The organism is Pacificispira sp. (assembly GCF_965228185.1).
Taxonomy (GTDB): Bacteria; Pseudomonadota; Alphaproteobacteria; order UBA8366; family Aestuariispiraceae; genus Pacificispira.
Genome location: NZ_CBDDHE010000008.1, coordinates 208,944 through 230,266, shown reverse-complemented (window position 1 = coordinate 230,266; position 21,323 = coordinate 208,944). Strand labels below are relative to the sequence as shown.

Here is a 21,323-nt window from a genome sequence, read left to right as displayed (position 1 = left end):
GGCTTGAACGGAGGATCACATGCGCTTCGAAACCATTGACGGACTGACCCACCACATTGCGCTGGACGGACCGGCCGGCGCGCCGGTCGTGGCCTTCGCGAATTCCCTGGGTACGGATTTCCGGATATGGGACGGCGTCGTGGAACGTCTGCCGCCGTCGGTGCGGGTCTTGCGCTATGACATGCGCGGCCATGGCCTGACCAGTGCGCCGCCGGCCCCCTATGCGATGACCGATCTGCGCGACGACCTTTTGGGCATCCTCGACCGGTTGGGTCTCGACCAGGTGGCGTTGGTCGGCCTGTCCGTCGGCGGCATGGTCGCGCAAAGCGCCGCGGCGAAGGCCCCTGATCGGTTCTCGAAACTGGTCCTGTGCGATACGGGCCATATCATCGCGACCAGGGAAATTTGGAATGCGCGGATCGAAACCGTGGCGGCCGGCGGTATGACGGCGATCGTCGAGTCCGTACTCGACCGATGGTTCGGCCCTGATTTCAGGACCCGCGACCCGGATCTTCATGCCGGCATGCACGCCATGCTGACGACGATCCCACCCCAGGGTTACAACGGGATCTGCGCGGCCATCCGGGATGCCGATCTGACTGAAGATACGGCGAGGATCGAGGTGCCGGCGCTGTGCCTTTGCGGCACGGAAGACAAGGCGACGCCGACGGAATTGGTGGCCAGCCTCGCCGACCTGCTGCCGAATGGCAGCTACATGGCCATTCCGGGCGCGGGGCACCTGCCCTGCGTCGAACAGCCCGACGCGGTCGCCCGGCACATCATCGAATTTCTGAACCTTTAGCCAGGATAAGGCGAAGACATGCCGCGTGAACCGGAATTTCAGGCTCATGCGAGGTCGAACATTCGCAAAAATTGTATTTGTCGCCTATATGATGAATATGGCGAGAAGGTTATAACATTACGCTTGTCTGCAATTAAGGAAATGTTAATAGATAACGAAAGCGTCCGTATTTGATCTCATTGAGTTTCGATGCGCCGCCGGCATTTCACCGGCGGCTTCGTCGTGAATATCGAGGTCGAATATCCGGTCGTACACCGGCTGGTCCAGGTGTTTTCCCATCAGATAATCGGATTGAGGCGCAGACTAATGGCGTTAACGCAAATTTTTGGCGGTGCGAATCGGGACAGTGAAGAGACGCTTGGCGCGCTGAACCGGTCGCAGGCCGTTATCGAATTTCAGGCGGACGGCACCATTCGATCCGCCAATCAGAACTTTCTGTCGCTGATGGGATACGGTCTGGACGAGGTCAAAGGGCGGCACCATTCGATTTTCGTCGATCCGGCCTATCGAGAGAGCGAGGCCTATCGTCAATTCTGGGATGCTCTGCGAAAGGGTGAGTTCAAGACCGCCGAGTTCAAGCGCCTGGCAAAGGGCGGCCGAGAGGTCTGGATTCAGGCAACCTACGCTCCGATCTCCGACCGCAGCGGCAAGGTCTACAAGGTTGTGAAATTCGCGACCGACATCACAGCCGCGAAACAGCGATCGGCGGACCTGTCGGGCCAGATCGATGCGATCAACCTGTCCCAGGCGGTGATCGAATTCGATCTGGATGGCACGATCCGTAAGGCGAATGACAATTTCCTGAAGGCGATGGGCTATTCGGAATCGGAAATTGTCGGCCGGCACCATTCGACCTTCGTCGACCCGGAGACCAAGAATAGTCGGGACTATGAGGAATTCTGGCAGGCGATGCGCCGTGGGGAATTCCGCGCCGGAGAGTTCCGACGCCTGGCGCGTGGCGGGAGGGAAGTGTGGATTCAGGCATCCTACAACCCGATCCGCGATGCCGATGGCCGCCCCTATAAGGTTGTGAAATTCGCGACCGACATCACGGCCGAGAAAATGCGTGCGGCGGATGCCGATGGCCAGTTGCAGGCCATTCAGAAGTCGCAGGCGGTCATTTCCTTCGACCTGGACGGCAAGGTGCTGGATGCGAACGAGAACTTTCTGAATGCGGTGGGTTATCAGCTCTCTGAAATCAAAGGGCGGCACCATTCGCAGTTCATGCCGAAAGGCGAGGCCGATACCGCCGAATACAAGGCTTTCTGGGCCGCGTTGAACCAGGGACAGTTTCAATCAGGCGAGTTTCGGCGCATCGGTAAGGGCGGTCGGGAAATCTGGATTCAGGCGACCTATAACCCGATCCGGGATATGAGCGGCCGACCGGTAAAGGTTGTGAAATTCGCGACCGACGTGACCCGAGAGGTTCAGGCCCGCCGGCGGGCGGAGCATATCGGCAATCTGCTGGAGCAGACCGCCGCCGGGGCGGAGCAGATGAACGCCTCCGTCCGAGAAATCGCGGCCAGCATGGACCAATGCAACGACCTGACGACCGGCGCGGTCGACGAGGTCTCCCACACCGGCCACGCGACCGAACGCCTGGACAGTGCGGCAAATTCCATGGGCGGGATTACCGTGGCGATCGGTGAGATCACGAATCAAATCAACATGCTGGCCCTCAACGCCACGATCGAGGCCGCCCGGGCGGGCGAAGCCGGCAAGGGCTTTGCCGTCGTCGCGAGCGAGGTCAAGGTCCTGGCCGATCAGGCCCGCAAGGCAACGGCCGAGATCGATACCGAGATTTCCAACCTGCGCGGCGTCTCGGCGGAAGTGATCAAAGGTCTGTCCGATATCCGGCACAAGATCGAACTGGTCCAGGAGCGCGTCTCATCCACCGCCTCCGCTCTGGGCCAGCAGACCAGCGTCGCCAATGAAATGTCGGCCGCCATGGCGCGCGCCGCGGGTGAAGCGGCCAAATCCGGCACCGCCTGATTTTTTTGCTGGCCGTCGCCAAGGGGCGGCCCTATATCCGCCCCGCGACCCGACCGGATTCTTTCCGGCCGGGCGACACGCTTTTTCCTTGGCGCCCCCCTGTAGGGCTTGCCTTGGTCCCGTTTCGGAATAGGGTACGCCGCCATGACGACAACGCATTCCGATGGCGGCAGCATTCCGCCGAAACCCGCCGCCGCCGCTGAGTCCGTGCGCCGCGGCGTCCGTGGCCCGCGTGCTTTTGGATCCGTGAACTGGGTCGGTTGGCGCAGCCTTTATTCCAAGGAAGTCCGGCGGTTCCTGAATGTCGCGACCCAGACGGTCGCGGCGCCCGTCGTAACTACGCTTCTGTTCCTGGCGATCTTTACCCTGGCCTTGGGCCGGGCCGTGGAGACCGTCCACGGCGTGCCCTTCCCGATCTTCCTGGCGCCCGGTCTGATCGTCATGGCGATGGTGCAGAACGCGTTCGCAAACACCTCCTCCTCGCTGGTGATTTCGAAGGTTCAGGGCAACATCGTCGATGTGCTGATGCCGCCGATCAATTCGGTGGAATTCGTGTCGGCCTACGCGCTGGCCGGAACGACGCGCGGGGTCATCGTCGGCCTGTCGACCGGGCTGTGCATGTGGCTGTTCGTGCCGTTCGAAATCACGAATCCGGGTCTGATCCTCTATCACGGCGTCAGCGCGTCGTTGATGCTCAGTCTGATTGGGATCATCGGGGGAATCTGGGCCGACAAGTTCGACCATATGGCCGCGATCACGAATTTCATCATCACGCCCTTCGCCTTCCTGAGCGGGACATTCTATTCGATCGAGCGCCTGCCGGAACCCTTCTACACGATCGCCTTCTTCAACCCGTTCTTCTATATGATCGACGGATTCCGCAGCGGTTTCATCGGCGTGTCCGACGCGCCGGCCTGGATGGGTATGACGATCATGTTCGGGATCAATCTGGCGCTGGCCATCGTCGCCTGGCGGATGGTCGATACCGGCTACAAGCTGAAGAACTGAACGCGGAGACCCTGAACATGGACGCCGCGACAGGACGCGCCAGGACCACGGCCTTTGCCGATGCCGGACCGCCGCGCCCGCGCTTGTTCCGACTGGCCAATGTCATCGGCCTGATCAGCCTGATCCGGCGCGAGGCGATGCGCGAAATCCGCTGGTTCGGGATGGTTATCGTCGGTCCGGCGATCCAGGCCGTTCTGTTCGCATCGGTCTTCACCCTGGCGGCGGGCGACGCGCTTACCGTGGATGGGCTGGACTTCATCCAGTTCCTGGCCGCGGGGCTGGTCGCCTCGGCGGCGATGCAGCGCGCCTTTGAGACCACGGGGTATTCCATCATGTTCGACAAGCTGGAATCCGGCGGCATGCAGGACATTCTGGGCTCGCCGTTGAGCCCGTTGGAAATTCTGGTGTCCTATCTTGTCACCGCGGTGACGGCGGCGGTCGCGGTCGGCGCGATGATCGGGGTGGTGATGATGCCCTTCGGCTTCGATCTACCGGACAATCCGGTGGCCGCCTTCCTGTTCCTGTGTCTTGCCGCGGGAATTTTCTCCATGGCCGGTTTGGTCAACGCGATCTTTTCGCCGAAATGGGATTCCTTCGCGGGCAAGGAAACCTTCTTGACGCTGCCGATCATCTTTCTCAGTGGCACGTTCTTCCCGATTTCGGCGGTGCCGGAAGGTGCCTGGCGCGCCGTGTTCCAAGCCAACCCGATCTACTATCTGGTCGACGGGTTCCGCTGGGCCGCGACCGGCCGGTCGGAGACGGACCCCTTGATCGGTGCAGGAATCGGGCTCGCGGTTTTTGCCGTTCTGCTGGCGATCGCGGCGCGGCTGCTGGCAACGGGTTACAAGCTGAAATCCTGACGCTTCAACCCGGGTGCGACTACCGGGAATAGCCTTGAGCCGTCATCGCGGCCCCTGCGATTTCCCAGAAGACCCGTTGCTGTTCCTCGGTCATGACGTCACGCCACTGGCCCGCCGTGCCCTTGCGGAAGAAGGAATCCGTGTCTTCCTCTCCGGGCCTTCTGCCATCGGCCAGTTTCCGGAAGTCGGTCGCCCCCAAACAGGCTGCGACAAGGTCCGGACCGCTGTCGACGCCCAGCCAATCGAAGGTGGCGGCGACCGTCTCATGCGGAGTGGTTAGCAAATCTTCGTATTGAATTTGCCGAAGCTGGCCCGGCCATTTCTCCGCCGCGTTCAGGGCCGGGACCTGATGATTGACCCAGATCTGCGCGATGTCGGGCAGAAATGTTCCGAATGTCGGATACAGCTGCTTGAACGCATCCGGCGCCTTGCGAAGATTGTCGTGCCAGGCCGAAATGCAGACATCGCGGCCATCCCGCACCACGTTCAACACCCGCGCGTCGGGAAACAAATCGAAGACCGTATCCAAGGTCAGGATTGTCGAAGGCGTCTTCTCGCCGACAACGGTGATATCGTCACCGCCGCCATACAGGGAGAGGCAACTCAGCACGGACTGACGTAGCAGATACTGCACGACGGGCAGGTCCATGCGCGGAAACTCCGGTAGTTTCTCGCCCTTGTGCTGGTTCTGCTGTTCGATCATGTCGGACGCTTCCCGGCACAGGGTCTGAAGCGCGCCCGCGAACTTGTTGAAGAAATAGCCCTCGCCTCGGCAGGCGATCTGCGGATGCCGGTCCAGCCATAGCTGCGTCCAGGTTGTCCCGGATTTTACCGCGCCGGTGACGAACAGGACGGTTTTCGCCTCCACCCGTGTTACGCCTCTGGCGATATCCTGCCATCTGACCGCATCGTTCACCCCGGACCCTCCCCCTCGTTCCGTCACGGTCAGGCTAAAGAATGGGGCGCGACATGGGAACCCTTTCGGACCGCGCCGTGCCACTCGTCAAACGGTGTCTCAGGCGCTTCCATTTTAACGCCTGCCCCACTAGGTTAGGGGCATGATCGATACTACTGTGAAAGTGAAGCAACAGCGCCGCATCGTCGACCGGCTGACGCTTCAAGAAGAACTGGCCGCTGCCGTTCAGGGCATTCAGGGCGAGGCCGAAGTGCGCGCGGCGTGGCTGCCGATTCTGAAGGCGGCGCTGACCAAGGGTCGCGAGGAAATCCGCAACCGGTTCTTCGATGACCAGGACGGGGCCGAATGCGTCCGTGCGAATTGCTTTCTGATCGATCAAACGATCCGGGTTCTCTACGACGCGATATCGGCCCATCTCTATCCGGCGCCGAATCCGACGGAATCCGAACGAATCGCCGTCGTCGCGGTCGGCGGCTACGGCCGGGGCGAGTTGGCGCCGCAATCCGATATCGATCTGCTGTTCCTGCACCAGCGCAAGCCCGCCGCCCGGATCGACCAGGTGGTGGAGACAATCCTTTATACGCTGTGGGATGTCGGCCTGAAGGTCGGCCATTCGACGCGGTCGGTCGATGAATGCCTGCGCCAGGCGAAATCCGACTGGACGATCTGCACGGCCCTGCTGGAAACCCGGTATATCTGGGGCGACAAGGCGCTGTTCTCCGAACTGCGGACCAGTTTCCGCAAAACCGTCGTCGCCGGGCGGGAGACGGATTTCCTGGATGCGAAACTGGCCGAGCGCGACGACCGGCATGAGCGCATGGGCGACAGCCGTTATGTGCTGGAACCGAACATCAAGGACGGCAAGGGCGGGCTGCGCGACCTGCACACCCTGTACTGGACCGCGAAGTTCCTCTATGGCGTCGACGATATCTCCCAGATGACGACCGAAGGCGGCTTGACCAAGTCCGAGATCGATCGTTTCGGGCGGGCGCAGAACTTCCTGTGGTCGGTGCGCTGCCACCTTCACTATCTGGCGAACCGTCCGGAAGAGCGTCTGACCTTCGATGTACAGCCCGAACTGGCACACCGGATGGCCTATACCGACCGGGCGGGCGGTAGCGGCGTCGAGCGGTTTATGCGGCATTACTTTCTTGTTGCAAAAGACGTCGGGGATCTGACCCGGATATTTCTTGCGGCCTTCGAAGCGGCCCAGAAGCGAAGGGGCCTGCTGCGTCTTCCGGCAGCGTTGTTCCGGCGGGAGATGGAAGGGTTCCCAATCGACGGTCAGCGATTGTCCATTCCCGAAAAGAAGTATTTTCGGGAGAACCCGATCGAGATGCTGCGCATTTTCAGTGTTGCAAATCGCCATGGGCTGGAACTGCATCCTGATGCGCTGACCGCCGTGACGCGGGCGCTGGGCAAGATCAACGCGGCTTTCCGTGACGATCCGGCAGCGAACCGGCTGTTCGTCGACATTCTGTGTGCCGATGAAGATCCGGATAAGACCCTGCGGCAGATGAACGAATGCGGGTTGTTCGGAAAGTTCGTGCCCGATTTCGGCCGTGTCGTCGCGCAGATGCAATATGACATGTATCACGTCTATACGACGGACGAGCATACGATCCGCGCCATCGGCATCCTGAACCGCATCGAACGCGGCCTGCTGAACGAAGATCACCCGGTCGCCAGCAAGGTGATCCGCCAGGTGCAGTCGCGTGAGGTGCTTTACGTCGCGACGCTGCTGCACGACATCGCAAAGGGACGGGGCGGGGACCATTCCGAACTGGGCGCGGAGGTTGCGCGCGAATTGTGCCCGCGCCTGGGCATGAATGCGGAAGACACCGAAACCGTCGCCTGGCTGGTTCTGCATCACCTCGCCATGTCGATGACGGCGACCAAGCGCGATCTGGAAGATCCGAAGACCGTTCAGGATTTCGTCGATCTGGTGCAATCGCCGGAACGCCTGAGGCTGCTGCTGTGTCTGACCGTGGTGGATATCCGTGCGGTCGGGCCCAATGTCTGGAACAATTGGAAGGCGACGCTGCTGCGGGAACTGTACTGGCGGGCGGAAGAGGTGATGTCCGGCGCCTCGGCATCGGAAGGGCGTATCCGCCGGGCGGAGGCCGCGAAGGCGCGCCTGGCCGAGCGGCTGGAAAAGGAAGGTTGGCAGGAAGCGGAGATCGCGACCCATCTGGCCCGCGGCGGCAAAGGCTACTACCTGGCATTGGACGACGACACGCTGGCGCGGCACGCGCGTCTGGTTCGATCGGCCAATGGGCGCACCGACGAGCTGACCCTCGAAACCCGCATCGACATGGACAAGGCGGTGACGGAACTGACGGTCTACTGCACCGATCACCCGGGTCTCGTCGCGCGTCTGTCGGGTGCCATTGCGCTGGCCGGGGCCACGGTCGTCGACGCCAAGATTTCGACCATGAAGGATGGCATGGCGCTGGACACTTTCCTGCTGCAGGACGCGGAAGGTGGGGCCTTCGCACGGCCGGACCGTCTGGCACGCCTGTCGGTCTTGATCCGCCAATCGCTGGCCGGCGAAATCAAGCCGATGGAAGAATTGATCAAACGGGCGAAATCCGCCCTGCCGTCGCGCACCCGGGTCTTCACCGTCGCGCCGCGCGTCCTGATCGACAATCAGGCGTCGAACAGTCACACGGTGATCGAGGTGAACGGCCGCGACCGGCCCGGCCTGCTCTACAAGCTGACCGCCGCCCTGGTGGAACAGCGGCTTCAGATCGTCCTGGCCAAGGTCTCGACCTATGGCGAACAGGTCGTCGACGTCTTTTATGTGAAGGATACGTTCGGCATGAAGGTCGAACACAAGGGCAAGCTGGACCAGATCCGCCAGGCGCTGCGTTACGCCCTGCTGGACGGCGAAGAAAAGACCGAACCGCCACCGACCAAATTGGCGAAGAAGGCGCTGGCCAAGACCCAGGCCAAACGCGCCGCCCGCCAGAAGGCGCAGGCGGCGGAGTAATCCCGTGCCCGGGAGCGGAAAGCCCCGGTTGTAAAATCAAGTTGAAAGCATTTTGTGATCTTCGTACGGTTGTAGACCGGGGTGGGAGATCATGATCGAGCAAATCCAAGGCGGGCTGTCGACACGGCTTAGGATCGAATCCTGGGTCCGGATTACGATCCTCGCCGTCATGTTGATCGGTTGGGTCGGCGGCGTTTCTTTCGCGATTGAAAACCTAAGTCCGCTCGATGCGCTTGTCGCGGCCTCCCCGGTCGAAAATGACGAAAGCAATCGCGAAACGCTCCATCGTCTGACCATCCAATCCGAAATGGCGGAACGTCGCGCGGATGCCGCGGAGAAGCTTTCAAGCACCTATTCGGCTGCCGCATCCGAGATCCAGACGGCCTTAAATGTGCTGCCGCAGGATGCCCGCGATGGTCTGCTGAAAATTATCGATGTCGTGCAATCCATCCGTACCAACCCCAAACTGGTATCAGGCGGGTATGAGTTTCTGATGGAAATCCGGGCAAACCAGTATTCCGACCGGGACACGACGACGAAAAACCCCACGGAACTTGTAATCGTAGTCCAGCAGCCCAGGGTCGGTTTGACGCGATCGGATGATGGCGGCATCGCGGTGCCGCTGTCATCGATTGTCGACTACGCCAAGGCAGAGAAAGTGACGGCCGGTTTGCTGACCCGGTACGATGGCGGTTTGAGTGTGGCGGTTCTGGCGCGCACCGGGAAAGACTACGAACATCCCCATGTCGGACGCGATCAAGCAATACTCTTGGCGCGTCGCATCGTCGAGAAATGGGACGCCGGGCAACCGGATTGGATTTTGGGGCTCGATCTCCAGAACCCGCAACATGCCGTTTCGAAGATCCGTGATGAACTGGTCGCTGCGGTTCAGCTTCAGCAAACGGCGGTCGCGACGGAAAGCGCGGACTTTCGGAAGGTGAGCGACAATTTGCGCGTCCGCCTGTTGGAATTCGAAAGCCGGATGCTGAGCTCCCAGGAGCTGTTCTATGTGGTCGCCATCCGCGCCTCGCTCATTACAATCATCGTCGTCGCGGTAGGGTACGTCCTGCTGCGGGCCTTCGCCGCCGAACTGACACAGGCCCGCAGGCTGGCGAATGTCGAACTGACCGCCCTCTTGATGGAGGCCGCCGACGGCAAACATCTCCATCACGTGCCCGAGGTTCTGCGTGCGGTTGCCGGAGATCGACCGGGGCCTGCGCCGGCGGACGAGGGTGAACCACTGGACGCGGGCGGGGCGGCCAATCAGGTGGCGGAAGCGTTCCGTAAGGTCGCTGCCGCCGTCAAGGAAATCCGCTCCGGACCCTGAACACGCCAAAAAATCGGGCGATGTTCGTCACAGTTCCACCGTAACCTCGCCAGGCAACTCGAATCCCGCTAACCCTGCCGCATCTTCATTTCGGGAGTAGGCGCGATGGCGCTATTGAGGTCGATCGCGACGGTGGGCGGCTGGACGATGGCCAGCCGGGTGCTGGGCTTTGTCCGTGACGCGATGATGGCGGCCGTGTTGGGCGCCGGTCCGGCGGCGGAGGCCTTCGTTGTCGCCTTTCGCCTGCCCAACCTGTTCCGGCGGCTGTTCGCGGAAGGCGCCCTGAATGCCGCCCTGGTCCCGATTTATGCCAAGCGGATGGAACGCGAAGGCCGCGACAGTGCTGTGCGGTTCGGCGGGGAGGCGGCGGTGCTGCTGATCCTGGTCATGCTGGCGCTGACCGTCCTCGCCATGGCTTTCATGCCCGTCGTCATCCTGGTCCTGGCGCCGGGTTTCGCGGATGATGAGGCAACCTTCGCCCTGGCGGTCGCGCTCAGCACCGTCACCTTCCCCTATCTGACCTTCATGGCGCTGTCGGCCCTGCTCTCCGGCATGCTGAACACGGCCGGACGGTTTGGCGCGGCTGCGGCGGCACCGATGCTGCTGAATGTCGTGCTGATTGCGGCGATGCTACTGTCCCTGAGCGGATACTTCCCGATGATCCCGGCCGAGTTCCTGGCTTGGGGTGTCTTCGTCGCCGGTATCGCCCAATTCGGTCTGGTCGCCTGGGACTGCAAACGGGCCGGGATCCTGTTCCACCTGCCGCGCCCCCGGATCGGCAGCGATATCCGCCTGTTGCTGCGGCGCATGGGGCCGGGCGTGCTCAGCGCCGGGGTCAGTCAGATCAACATGGTCGTCTCCACCATCCTTGCCTCGCTGCTGCCGGCCGGGGCGATCGCGCATCTCTATTATGCCGACCGCGTGGCGCAGTTGCCGCTGGGCGTCATCGGCGTCGCCATCTCCGTCGCGCTGCTGCCGTTGCTGTCGCGTCAGTTGAGTGCCGGCGACGATGCCGGAGCGCGGGACAGCCTGAACCGGTCGCTGGAGATCGGCATGCTGTTCACCCTGCCGGCCGCCGCCGCGCTGATCGCCATGCCTTTGCCCATTGTCGATGTTCTGTTCCGGCGCGGGGCGTTCGAGGCCGGGGATGCCTTTGCGACGGCGGAGGTCGTGGCGGCAATGGCCGTCGGTCTGCCGCCGGTCGTGCTGGTGAAAGTCCTGTCCCCGGCCTTCTTCGCACGCGGCGACACGCGGACCCCGCTTTACATCGCCGCCCTATCCATGGCGCTCAATTTGGCGCTGGCCTTTGCGTTGATGCGGGTTCTCGGCGCGGCCGGGATCGCGCTGGCGGCGTCGCTTGCGGCCTGGGCGAACGCGGCAGCGATGGGATGGATTCTGGGTCGCCGGGGTCACCTGCCGCTGGATGGCCGGTTCCGTCGGCGGGTGCCGCGCTTGATCCTCGCCTCCGCGCTGATGGCGCTGGCGCTGTTCGGCGCCCTGATCTTGATCCCTGATTTCACAGCCCTGAACCTGGCTTTGCGGATCGGTGGCTTGGCCGCCGTCGTGACCTTGGGCGGTATCCTCTTTTTTGCCCTCGCCCAGGTTCTCGGTGGCGCGGATCTGCGCGAGGTGCGAGGGATGCTGAGGCGTAAACGCAACTGAGCGCCCGCAATAACATTCCCGGTCGCCACCGCCGCTTGACCCCTGGCCGGTAAGTCGCGATAACCGCGCGCCTTATCGTTTCAACACCGTTCGGGGAGTCCACATCCCATGACCGCCGCCGCATCTTCGGCCACTAAGCATCCGCAACGCGTCTTTTCCGGCATTCAGCCGACCGGCAATTTGACGCTGGGCAACTATCTGGGCGCGATCCGCAACTGGGTCCCGCTGCAGGATAAGTTCGACTGCATCTATTGTGTCGTCGACATGCACGCCCTGACCGTATGGCAGGAACCGGCAACCTTGCGCGACGCGACCCGCCAGGTGGCGGCGGCGCTGATCGCCTGCGGCATCGACGCGGACAAGCACATCCTGTTCAACCAGTCGCAGAATCCGGACCACGCGGAGCTGGCCTGGTACTTCAACTGCGTCGCGCGTATGGGCTGGCTGAACCGCATGACCCAGTTCAAGGAGAAGGCGGGCAAGAACAAGGAAAACGCGTCGACCGGCCTGTTCGTCTATCCGAACCTTATGGCGGCGGACATTCTGGCCTATCGCGGCACCCATGTGCCGGTCGGCGAGGATCAGAAGCAGCATCTGGAACTGGCCCGCGACATCGCGATCAAGTTCAACAACGACTGGAGTGTCGAGGATTTCTTCCCGGTCCTGGAACCGCTGATCCTGGGCGAAGCGACCCGGGTCATGTCCCTGCGCGACGGCACGAAGAAAATGTCGAAATCGGACCCGTCGGACATGGCGCGCATCAACTTGACGGACGATGCCGACACGATCGCGAAGAAGATCCGCAAGGCCAAGACCGACCCGGAAAACCTGCCGACCGACAAGGACGGATTCAAGGACCGGCCGGAAGCCCAGAACCTGGTGACCATCTATGCCGCGCTAACCAATCAGACGGTCGAGACCGCCCTGCGCGACGTCGGCGGCGGTCAGTTCGGTGCCTTCAAGCAGCAGCTCGCCGATGCCGCGGTCGCCCATCTGGAACCGATCACGACCGAGATGAACCGCCTGCTGGAAGATGTCGCCGAGATCGACCGGATCCTGGCCAAGGGCGGCGAACGGGCCCGGGCGCTGTCCGCCCCGATTCTGGTGGAAGTGCGCGAGACCATCGGATTGGTGCGGTAGCTAATCCAAACGGGGTATAGCTTTCGCTTTCCGATCGGCGGTAACGTTTCCCAAAAGAGATAAAGGGGGAAACGATGACGGCCTTTCGCATGCCCGCGGAGTGGGAACCGCATATTCGAACCTGGATGGTGTGGCCGCACCGGCAGGAGATGTGGGCGCCGGATCTGACATCCGTTCAAAAGGACTATGCGGCGGTAGCCCGCGCCATTGCGCGGTTCGAGCCGGTTCGCATGATCGCCGATCCGTCTGCGGCCGAAGGCGCGCGCGCGGTCTGCGGCGGCGAGGTTGAGGTTGTCGCCTATCCGGTCGACGACAGTTGGTTTCGCGACACCGGCCCCAGTTTCGTGATCTCCCCGGAAGGGCGGGCCGGCGTGTCCTGGCGGTTCAATGCCTGGGGCGGGAAGACCGAGCATTTCGACAAGGATGCTGCCCTCGCCGCGTCGGTCTTGCGCGATTTGAACCTGCCCGTCCTGCATTCGGCCCTGGCGACGGAAGGCGGTGCCTTGCATGTCGACGGCGAGGGGACCTTGCTGACGACGGATACGGTCATCCTGAATCCGAACCGAAATCCCGGCATCCGGCGCGACAAGGCGGAGGCGATCTTTGCCCGAACCTTGGGCGTAGAGAAAACAATCTGGCTGCCCGGTAACCCTTACGAGACCGGCACCGACGGCCATATCGACGGCATCGCCTGTTTCACCGCGCCGGGGAAGGTTCTGGTGGAAATCGATCCCGAAGCGGATGCGGACGAGGCGGCGGTCGCCCGGCGGAATATCGATATCCTGCGCGACGCGACCGATGCCAAGGGGCGGCGGCTGGAGATCACGGAGCTGCGGGCCGCGCCGCGCCGCGACACCGCGACGACGGAGAATTTCGACTTCTGCAACTGCTACATCAATTTCTACGTCTGCAATGGCGGCGTGGTGATGCCGGGTTTCGATCTGCCCGGCGACGCGGAAGCACGCGCCGTGGTTCAGGCAGCATTCCCCGGCCGCGAGATCGTCCAAGTCCCGATTCTGGCGCTGGCCACCGGCGGCGGAAGCATCCATTGCATCACCCAGCAGGAACCTGTGGGCGCGGCCCCCGCCTGGACGTTGTAGGCCATTAGTCAGTACCGGTCAGTCGTTCGGGCAGCCCGGCTTGCGGCGGCCGGCGATATAGTCGTCGGCCAGGTCATTCAATCGATCCTTTCCAAAACTGTCGTAATGGCCGGGGCGAACCGTGCGGACATTCAGTTCTTTCAGGCGCGCCATGCTTTCCAGGTAGTCTGGAATGTTGGAATGCCACAGTTCGTCCAGAAGGTTGCCGTCATAGAGGCAGTCGCTGGACAGCAGCAATCCGGTCGCCTCTTCCAAGAGTGCGATCGAGCCGGGCGAATGGCCCGGGACATGCAGGACCCGGAAGACACGGTCGCCCAGATCGATCACATCGCCCTCGTCGACCAACCGAGTTAAGGGGGCGGGCTTCAGGCGGTAGCTGTCGCAGGTGAAACCGTCATGGGGCAGGGCGGAGAAATGGTGCGGTTCGATATAGTCGGCGGCCAGCGTGTTGTCGCAAGTCGGGGCGGCCATGATGTCGGCCTCGGCCGCGTGTCCGACCCGCTCCTCAAATTCCCAATGGCCGCCCATATGGTCGAAATGGCTGTGCCCGGCGACGCAGACGACAGGCTTTTCCGACAGGAAGGCCAGTTCCTGTTTCAGGGACCGCACGCCCATCCCGGAATCGAACATCAGGTTCCGGTCGCGGCCTTCGATGAACCAGATATTGCAATGAACGTCCGGGCTCAGATGGTGCTCCCAGATCAGCCTGACGCCTTCGTCCAGCCGTTCCGATCGGAACCACCGCGTCGCAACAGGAATGCCCTTCATCGCCATTCTCCCAGCCCATCTTGCGTCATTCCAGCGTAGGGCGGAATCCTTGGCCGCCCGGCACGAACCGCGCGTGTGGCCCTGGATCCCCGCCTTCGCGGGGAAGACGGATTCATAAGAAACTATAGCCCTAATGCCTTGCGCTTGCGGTTGCTCCAGGCCTGGATGATGCGGTCGGCGGTCATCGCGACCAGGGCAATGGACAGGCCGGCGACCAGGCCCATGCCGGTGTCCGCCTTGCCGAGCGCCAGATAGACCGCCTGCCCCAGTCCCTTGGTTCCGACCAGGGCGGCGATGACCAGCATGGCCAGGCCATACATGATGGTCTGGTTCAGGCCCAGCATGATCACCGGCAGGGCCAGCGGCAGCTTGACCTCGAACAGGATCTGACGCGGCGTGCAGCCGATCTGCTTCGCCGCCTCGACCACATGGGCCGGGACGTTGCGCAGCCCATGTTCGACATAGCGGATCGGCGGCACGACGGCATAGAGGATCACCGCCAGCAGGGCGGAGAACTCGCCCACCGCGAAGAACATCAGCACCGGGATCAGAATGACGAATTGCGGCATGGTCTGCAGCGTATCGTTGACCGGCCGCAGAATGGCCGACACCCGGTCGTTATGCGCCGCCCAGACACCCAGCGATCCGCCGATCAAAAAGCACAGGAAGACCGCCGCGCCGCACAGATAGACCGACCGCATCGTCTCTTCCCACAGGTCGTTGACCAGCATGAAGACCAGAGAGGCGACGGCGAAGGCGCAGACCTTCCAGCCGCCGGCCAGATAGGCGGTCAGGCCGACCAGTGCGATGAAGACCGGCCAGGGCGTGCCGTCCAGTCCCCAGAACAGGATCGGCGTCGCGATTCCGATCACGATCGCCAGGGACTTCTTGCCCTTCCACACGCAATAGCCGAGCAACAGGATGGCCGCGCCCCAGTACAGGGCCGCGATTTCCGGCGTCATGGCGAAACCCCAGAATTTAGGATAGACCGCCTTGATCAACCCGATACGCAGGGGCAGCAGAACGAAGAAATTCGCGCTGTTCTTGATGCCGTCCAGCACCGCGGAATAGTTCCGGACGATCTCGTCGATCCCGGCGTTCAGCCACAGCGAAACGGCGTGGTGGAAGATCCATTCGTCGGGGAAGACTTTCAGTTCCGGGAAAACCTGCGCCAGCAGGATCGCGGCGACGGCGACGATCCCGGCGACGATCCAGTGACCGTGACGCTGCTTCGGCGGCAATTGCGAATAGGCGAGGTTGCGTTCCAGATCGGTCAGGCCGCGGCTTACCCGGTCCATGATCATGGCCAGGATGGCGATCACGATGCCGGCCAGCAGGCTCTGCCCGAACTGCGCCTTGCGCATGGTCGACAGCACCTCCCAGCCGATATCGCCGAAACCGCCGATAATGGCCGCGATGATGACCATGCTGAGCGCCGCCATGATCGATTGGTTCACGCCGACCATGATCTGCGGCATCGCTGTCGGCAATTGCACCAGCCAGAAGGTCTGCCGGTTGGTGCAGCCGCTCATCTGCCCGGATTCGCGGATTTCGGGCGGCACGCGTTCCAGGCCCAGAATGGTGTTCCGGACCATCGGCGGGGCGGCGTAAATCGCGCTCGCGATCAGCCCGACCACCGGGCCGAAGCCGAACAGCAGCAGGATCGGGATCAGATAGGCGAAGGCCGGTACCGTCTGCATCAGGTCCAGCATCGGATCGACGATCTTGCGGGCGGTGTCGCTGCGGAAGGACAGGACGCCCAGGCCGAAGCCGATGGCGATGGACAGCGGCACCGACACGCCGACCAGCGCCAGCGTGTTCATGCTTTCGAACCAATAGCCGGTGACCAGCATGTAGGTCATCGACAGGAAAGTGAACAGCGCCAGCTTCCAGCCCCCGGCGCGGAAGGCCAGGGCCGTGAACACCGCCATGGTCGCGGGCCAGGGCAGCCAATGTAGGACTGCTTGAATCGCGGCCATCGGCACGTCCATGACGGCCGAAATGCCTCTGAAGATGAATTGGAAGGTACTTACGAACCAGGTCATCACGACGTTCAGCCAAGCGGCCAAGGGGATGACGAGGGTGCCGGGATAATCGCTCAACCATCGCAACTCGCCACGCAGGGCGAAGCAGAAGGCGGCGAAGACCGCGAGGCCGATCCACATCACGGCCGTGCGGTCGAGCTTGGAGGGCAGTCCGTTCATACCTGCGCCTCCCCTCCGACGTGCTCCAGCGAAAGCGGGAGCCTTCTTGGGGCGGCGGCCGGTGCAAGATCGACGAAGGTTCCTGCTTCCGCAGGAACACGATGAAGCGGGATGGGTGACATCATCATGTCCTCACGCCGCGCCCTGGGCGGCGCCCTGGCGCTTTTCGCCGGCGGCGAGCGATTTCACCACGCCGGCGGGGGTCACGCGGCCCACAGCCGTTCCGTCACCATCCCGGACCACCAATGGTCGGTCGGTCCCGGCGAAGGCGGGCAAAATTTCTTCCAGACACATGTCCGGGGATACCGAAGTTCCGTCGCCGGGCACGTCGCCGGTAATCGGTTCCATGACATCGCGGACACGGATGACACGGACCAGGGGCACGTCCTCGGTAAATTCGGCGACATAATCGTCGGCCGGGTTCAGCACCAGTTCCGACGGCGTGCCGATCTGCACGACGCGGCCATCCTTCATGATGCAGATCCGGTCGCCCAGTTTGAGGGCTTCCAGGAAGTCATGGGTGATGAAGACGATGGTCTTGTGCAGCATGGTCTGCAACCGCACGAACTCGTCCTGCATCTGGCGGCGGATCAACGGGTCCAGCGCGCTGAACGGTTCGTCCAGGAACCACATTTCCGGACCGACGCAGAGCGAGCGGGCAATGCCGACCCGCTGTTGCTGCCCGCCGGAGAGCTGGCGCGGAAACGCATTCTCGCGCCCGTCCAGGCCGACCAGCGAAATCATCTCGCGTGCCTTGGCCTCACGTTCGGCCAATCCGACGCCTTGAACTTTCAACGGGAAGGCCACGTTCTGCAGCACGGTCTGATGCGGCAGCAGGCCAAAGTTCTGAAATACCATGCCCATCTTGTGGCGGCGGATTTCGATCAGCTCTTTTTCCGACGCGGTCAGCAGGTTCTCGCCGTCCAGCAGGACTTCCCCCGCCGTCGGTTCCACGAGGCGCGACAGGCAGCGCACCATGGTCGACTTGCCGGAGCCGCTGAGCCCCATGATGATGAAGATTTCGCCGGCATGGACGTCGAAGCTGACATCCCCTGCGGCGACGATATGGCCCTCGTCGCGAATGCGCGCCGTATGGGCATCGGGATCCCCGACCTTGCCGTCGCCCTTGTCGAAGAACTGCGCGGGATCGGTTCCGTAGACTTTCCAGATGTTACGACAGGACAGTTTGACGGGCCGGGAATCCGGCGCCCCACCGGTAGAATCCGACACGTATTTCCCCCTTCATTCTATTCGGACGGAATGGGCCGGCAGGGCAGAATTGCACCGCCGGCCATTCCTTTCGGTCAACTGATACGGCGTTTGCCGATCAATTCATCGCCGCGTCCATCCACGGCTTCCAGGTCGCTTCATTGGCTGCGACCCAGGCGGAGACGACGTCTTCCAGCTTCTCGCCCTTCTGGTCGATTGCCAGCATCATCTTCTGCTGTTCCGCCGCCGACATGGTCATCTGCTCAAGGAAGGCATAGGCAGCCGGCCATTTGTCCGCGAAGCCCGACCAGGCGACCTTCATCGTGTCCGGCGGGGACACGCCGCAATCCATGACTTCATTCGGGTTCGGACCCCAGGACGCGTCGGTCTCGCAAGCCGGGTCATAGGCCGGCAGTTCGACCCATTCGACATCGACTTCGGCCAGCACCCAATGCGGCGCCCAGAACATCATGACCAGCGGCTTCTGCGCCGTGGCAGCGGCCTTCAGCTCGGCGACCAACGCGCCTTCCGATCCGGCCGGAACGGCGGCATAGGGCAGGTCCAGGCCCTGGATCATCTGGGCGGAGCGATTCCCCCAGTCGGCGGGGTAGCTCAGAATACGGCCGTCCGGGAAGGTTTCCGGCGTCGCCATGGCCTCGGCGCAATCCTTCAGCGCTTCCCAGTCCGGCAAGCCCGGGCAGATATCCTTCATATGCACCGGATAGACCCAGCCTTCGCGGGTTTCCAGGTTCAGCGGGCCGATATCGACCAGGTTCCCGGTCTCCTTCATCTTCGGATAGATGTCGCCCGCATTGTTCAGCCAGACTTCCAGCGTCGCATGGATGGTGCCATCGGCCAGCGCCGAATGCTGCGGGTAGTTGCCGGCGGTCACGTATTCGACCGAATAGCCCATCTTCTCCAGAACCTGACCGGCGATATGGGTGGTCACGTGCTGACCGGTCCATTCGTTGATCGCCAGCTTGATCGGCTCACCGGTCGCGCCCAGTTCGGCGGCCTGGGCCGACGTGGCGGTCAGCATTGCGGCACCGCCCAGGACGGCGGCGCGGGTCAATTGCTTAAGATAAGACATGTTCGATTGTCTCCCTCTCGATCCCTGTACAAACGTTTTCTGGCCAGGACGCCTTAGTGCGCCCGTTCGGCCACAGTGTGAGGTCTAAGGTCGGGGAAGTCATGCCTGAATTTCAAAAGCATTGTTCCCGACCTCACGAGTGGCCAGACCTACTGTCGCAGCATCGCAGAAACAAGGGCGCACCGGGTGCGCCATGAAGTCCTGAATTTGCGCCATCGAAAAATTTAATCGGCCGGGGACTGGACGCGGCCGAACTTGACGGATCAAAATCCAGGTCGGTGAGATTCAAGAATGGCGGGAGGGCGCGATGACGGTTTCGGTGCAAGATTTGAAGTCCCTGCGCGACGGGTACGATCCTGCTGCGGCGCGGTCCTGGTCCCTGCCGGCGCGGGCCTATGTCGAGCCTGGTTATCTGGAGGCGGAGCGCAAATCGATCTTCTCCAAATCCTGGCAATTCGTCTGTCACGCGGAAGCCCTGGCCAATCCGGGCGACTATCTGGCCTTCGACATCCAGGGCCAGCCGTTGGTCGCGTTGCGCGATAAGGCTGGGGTGTTGCGTGCCTTCTATAATGTCTGTCTGCACCGCGCCCACGAATTGTTGTCGGGGCGCGGGAACATCAAACAGATCACCTGCCCCTATCACGCCTGGGTCTATCGGCTGGACGGGTCGCTGCGTGCCGCGCGGCGGTCGGACAAGATCGAGAATTTCACCGAAGAGGATTTCTGCCTGACCGGTGTGCGGATCGAGGAGTTCCTGAACCTCGTCTTCGTCAACCTGGACCCGGATGCGGTGCCGCTGGCCGAACAAACCGGCGATCTGGCGAAGGAGGTACGGGAATGGGCGCCGGACCTGGATCGGCTGACCCATGCGCATCGCATCGAATATACGATCAAGGCGAACTGGAAGTCGGTCGTCGACAATTTCCTGGAATGCTATCACTGCCCGACCGCGCATCGGGATTTCGTGTCCCTGGTCAATATGGACACGTACAAGGTCCAGACCCATGACCGGTATTCCAGCCACATGGCCAGCGCCGGGACGCGGCTGGACAACACGGCCTATGGCGTCGACGGGGCATCGGTGCAGGATCATGCGGTCTGGTGGCTGTGGCCGAATATCTGTCTGCTGCGCTATCCGGGTGAGGGCAATCTGATGGTCCTGAATGTCGTCCCCATCGACCATGAGACGACCTTTGAAAGCTATGATTTCTACTTCCTGAACTCCGAGCCGACGGAAAGCCAGATGGAGGCCATCCGCTATATCGATCAGGTGCTGCAGCGCGAGGACATCGATATCGTCGAAAGCGTTCAGCGGGGCATGGCGACCCCGGCTTTCGACCGGGGCCGGTTCATGGTCGATCCGGACGGGAGCGGCCTGTCGGAACATGGCGTGCACCATTTCCACGGCCTTGTCCTGGACGCGATCGACGGTCTGGTGGCGGGCCGTTAGATGACGAAACGGATCGAAGGAAAACGGGCCGTCGTAACCGGCGGCGCCGGGGGGATCGGACGCGCCATCGCCGCGCGTTTCGCGGCAGAGGGTGCTTCGGTGATTGCCGCCGACCTGTCGCAGGACGCTCAGGTGCCGGACGGGGTGACCTATTGCCAGGTTGATGTGACGCGCGACGCGGCCGTTCGCGCCGTGATGGCACGGGCGGAAGAGATCCTGGGCGGGCTGGACGTGCTGGTCACCTGCGCCGGGATCGAGATCGAAAAGACCATCGAGGAAACCAGCGAAGAGGAATGGGACCGGGTCATGAACGTGAACCTGAAAGGCACGTTCCTGGCTTGTAAGCACGCAGTGCCGCTGATGCGCGCGGCGGGCGGCGGGTCGATCGTAACCTTCGGGTCCTATGACGGCTTTATCGCCGATCCGAATCTGGCGGCCTATTGCGCGTCAAAGGGCGGCGTCCACGCCCTGACCCGCGCCATGGCCTGCGATTACGGGCCGGAAGGCATCCGCTGCAATGCGATCTGTCCCGGCTATATCGAAACGCCGATGCTGCAGAGCTTCTTCGGCCATGCCGGGGATATCGACAAACTGCAGGACGAGGTCCGCCGAGTCCATCCGGTGCGGCGCTGGGGCCAGCCGGAGGATGTTGCCAATCTTGCGCTCTGGCTCGCATCGGACGAGGCGGGGTATGCTTCCGGGCAGCTATGGGTTCTGGACGGCGGATTGTCCGCCCAGGTTCAACAGATGCGCCTGTAGACCTCGAACGTCTGAACACGCGAAACGAAAAGAATAGGGAGAGC

Annotated in this window: 16 protein-coding genes; 11 read left to right on the top strand and 5 right to left on the bottom strand. The window is 62.5% G+C overall.

Annotation, left to right across the window (positions count from 1 at the left end; all coding sequences use genetic code 11):
* Positions 1–19 precede the first annotated feature (19 nt).
* The 4 genes from pcaD (at position 20) to ACO06O_RS15750 (ending at position 4,662) form a co-directional block, all read left to right on the top strand.
* Positions 20–802: a 3-oxoadipate enol-lactonase gene (gene pcaD / locus ACO06O_RS15765; RefSeq protein ID WP_421881776.1), complete on the top strand. Its 783-nt coding sequence runs from the start codon at positions 20–22 to the stop codon at positions 800–802.
* A 306-nt stretch (positions 803–1,108) separates the two neighbouring features.
* Positions 1,109–2,794, top strand: coding sequence for a methyl-accepting chemotaxis protein (locus ACO06O_RS15760; protein ID WP_421881772.1), 1,686 nt, complete (start codon positions 1,109–1,111; stop codon positions 2,792–2,794).
* Between the two features lie 144 nt (positions 2,795–2,938).
* On the top strand, positions 2,939–3,802 hold the full coding sequence (locus ACO06O_RS15755; RefSeq protein WP_421881767.1) for an ABC transporter permease: 864 nt from the start codon (positions 2,939–2,941) through the stop codon (positions 3,800–3,802).
* Positions 3,803–3,819: 17 nt separating this feature from the next.
* Positions 3,820–4,662 carry an ABC transporter permease gene (locus ACO06O_RS15750; protein WP_421881764.1) on the top strand — a complete coding sequence of 281 codons (843 nt, stop codon included), beginning with the start codon at positions 3,820–3,822 and terminating at the stop codon, positions 4,660–4,662.
* A gap of 19 nt (positions 4,663–4,681) precedes the next feature.
* On the opposite strand, the gene ACO06O_RS15745 is transcribed toward ACO06O_RS15750, so the two are convergent.
* Positions 4,682–5,578 carry a sulfotransferase family protein gene (locus ACO06O_RS15745; RefSeq protein ID WP_421881761.1) on the bottom strand — a complete coding sequence of 299 codons (897 nt, stop codon included), beginning with the start codon at positions 5,576–5,578 and terminating at the stop codon, positions 4,682–4,684.
* Positions 5,579–5,720: 142 nt separating this feature from the next.
* On the opposite strand from ACO06O_RS15745, the gene ACO06O_RS15740 reads away from it, so the two are divergent.
* The 5 genes from ACO06O_RS15740 (at position 5,721) to ACO06O_RS15720 (ending at position 13,799) form a co-directional block, all read left to right on the top strand.
* Complete coding sequence (locus tag ACO06O_RS15740; RefSeq protein WP_421881758.1) at positions 5,721–8,570, top strand: [protein-PII] uridylyltransferase; 2,850 nt, start codon at positions 5,721–5,723, stop codon at positions 8,568–8,570.
* A gap of 91 nt (positions 8,571–8,661) precedes the next feature.
* The gene (locus ACO06O_RS15735) at positions 8,662–9,897 is read left to right on the top strand and encodes a hypothetical protein (RefSeq protein WP_421881755.1); all 1,236 of its coding nucleotides are present in this window, start codon (positions 8,662–8,664) and stop codon (positions 9,895–9,897) included.
* A gap of 105 nt (positions 9,898–10,002) precedes the next feature.
* Positions 10,003–11,559: a murein biosynthesis integral membrane protein MurJ gene (murJ, locus tag ACO06O_RS15730; protein WP_421881751.1), complete on the top strand. Its 1,557-nt coding sequence runs from the start codon at positions 10,003–10,005 to the stop codon at positions 11,557–11,559.
* Between the two features lie 108 nt (positions 11,560–11,667).
* On the top strand, positions 11,668–12,699 hold the full coding sequence (trpS, locus tag ACO06O_RS15725) for a tryptophan--tRNA ligase (RefSeq protein ID WP_421881748.1): 1,032 nt from the start codon (positions 11,668–11,670) through the stop codon (positions 12,697–12,699).
* A gap of 74 nt (positions 12,700–12,773) precedes the next feature.
* Positions 12,774–13,799, top strand: coding sequence for an agmatine deiminase family protein (locus tag ACO06O_RS15720; protein ID WP_421881745.1), 1,026 nt, complete (start codon positions 12,774–12,776; stop codon positions 13,797–13,799).
* Positions 13,800–13,817: 18 nt separating this feature from the next.
* Here the strand turns inward: ACO06O_RS15720 and ACO06O_RS15715 are convergent, their stop codons facing one another.
* The 4 genes from ACO06O_RS15715 to ACO06O_RS15700 form a co-directional block, all read right to left on the bottom strand.
* A complete protein-coding gene (locus ACO06O_RS15715) occupies positions 13,818–14,567 on the bottom strand; it encodes an MBL fold metallo-hydrolase (protein ID WP_421881742.1) in 750 nt (249 codons plus the stop codon).
* A 122-nt stretch (positions 14,568–14,689) separates the two neighbouring features.
* A complete protein-coding gene (locus tag ACO06O_RS15710) occupies positions 14,690–16,771 on the bottom strand; it encodes an ABC transporter permease (protein ID WP_421881740.1) in 2,082 nt (693 codons plus the stop codon).
* 132 nt (positions 16,772–16,903) lie between these two features.
* Positions 16,904–18,001 carry a quaternary amine ABC transporter ATP-binding protein gene (locus ACO06O_RS15705; RefSeq protein WP_421881737.1) on the bottom strand — a complete coding sequence of 366 codons (1,098 nt, stop codon included), beginning with the start codon at positions 17,999–18,001 and terminating at the stop codon, positions 16,904–16,906.
* A gap of 97 nt (positions 18,002–18,098) precedes the next feature.
* Complete coding sequence (locus tag ACO06O_RS15700; protein WP_421881734.1) at positions 18,099–19,070, bottom strand: ABC transporter substrate-binding protein; 972 nt, start codon at positions 19,068–19,070, stop codon at positions 18,099–18,101.
* A 307-nt stretch (positions 19,071–19,377) separates the two neighbouring features.
* Between ACO06O_RS15700 and ACO06O_RS15695 the strand changes: the two genes are divergently transcribed.
* Both ACO06O_RS15695 and ACO06O_RS15690 read left to right on the top strand, forming a co-directional pair.
* A complete protein-coding gene (locus tag ACO06O_RS15695; protein WP_421881731.1) occupies positions 19,378–20,520 on the top strand; it encodes an aromatic ring-hydroxylating oxygenase subunit alpha in 1,143 nt (380 codons plus the stop codon).
* Positions 20,521–21,279 (top strand): SDR family NAD(P)-dependent oxidoreductase, encoded by a 759-nt coding sequence (locus tag ACO06O_RS15690; RefSeq protein WP_421881727.1) that lies wholly within the window; start codon positions 20,521–20,523, stop codon positions 21,277–21,279.
* Positions 21,280–21,323 lie beyond the last annotated feature (44 nt).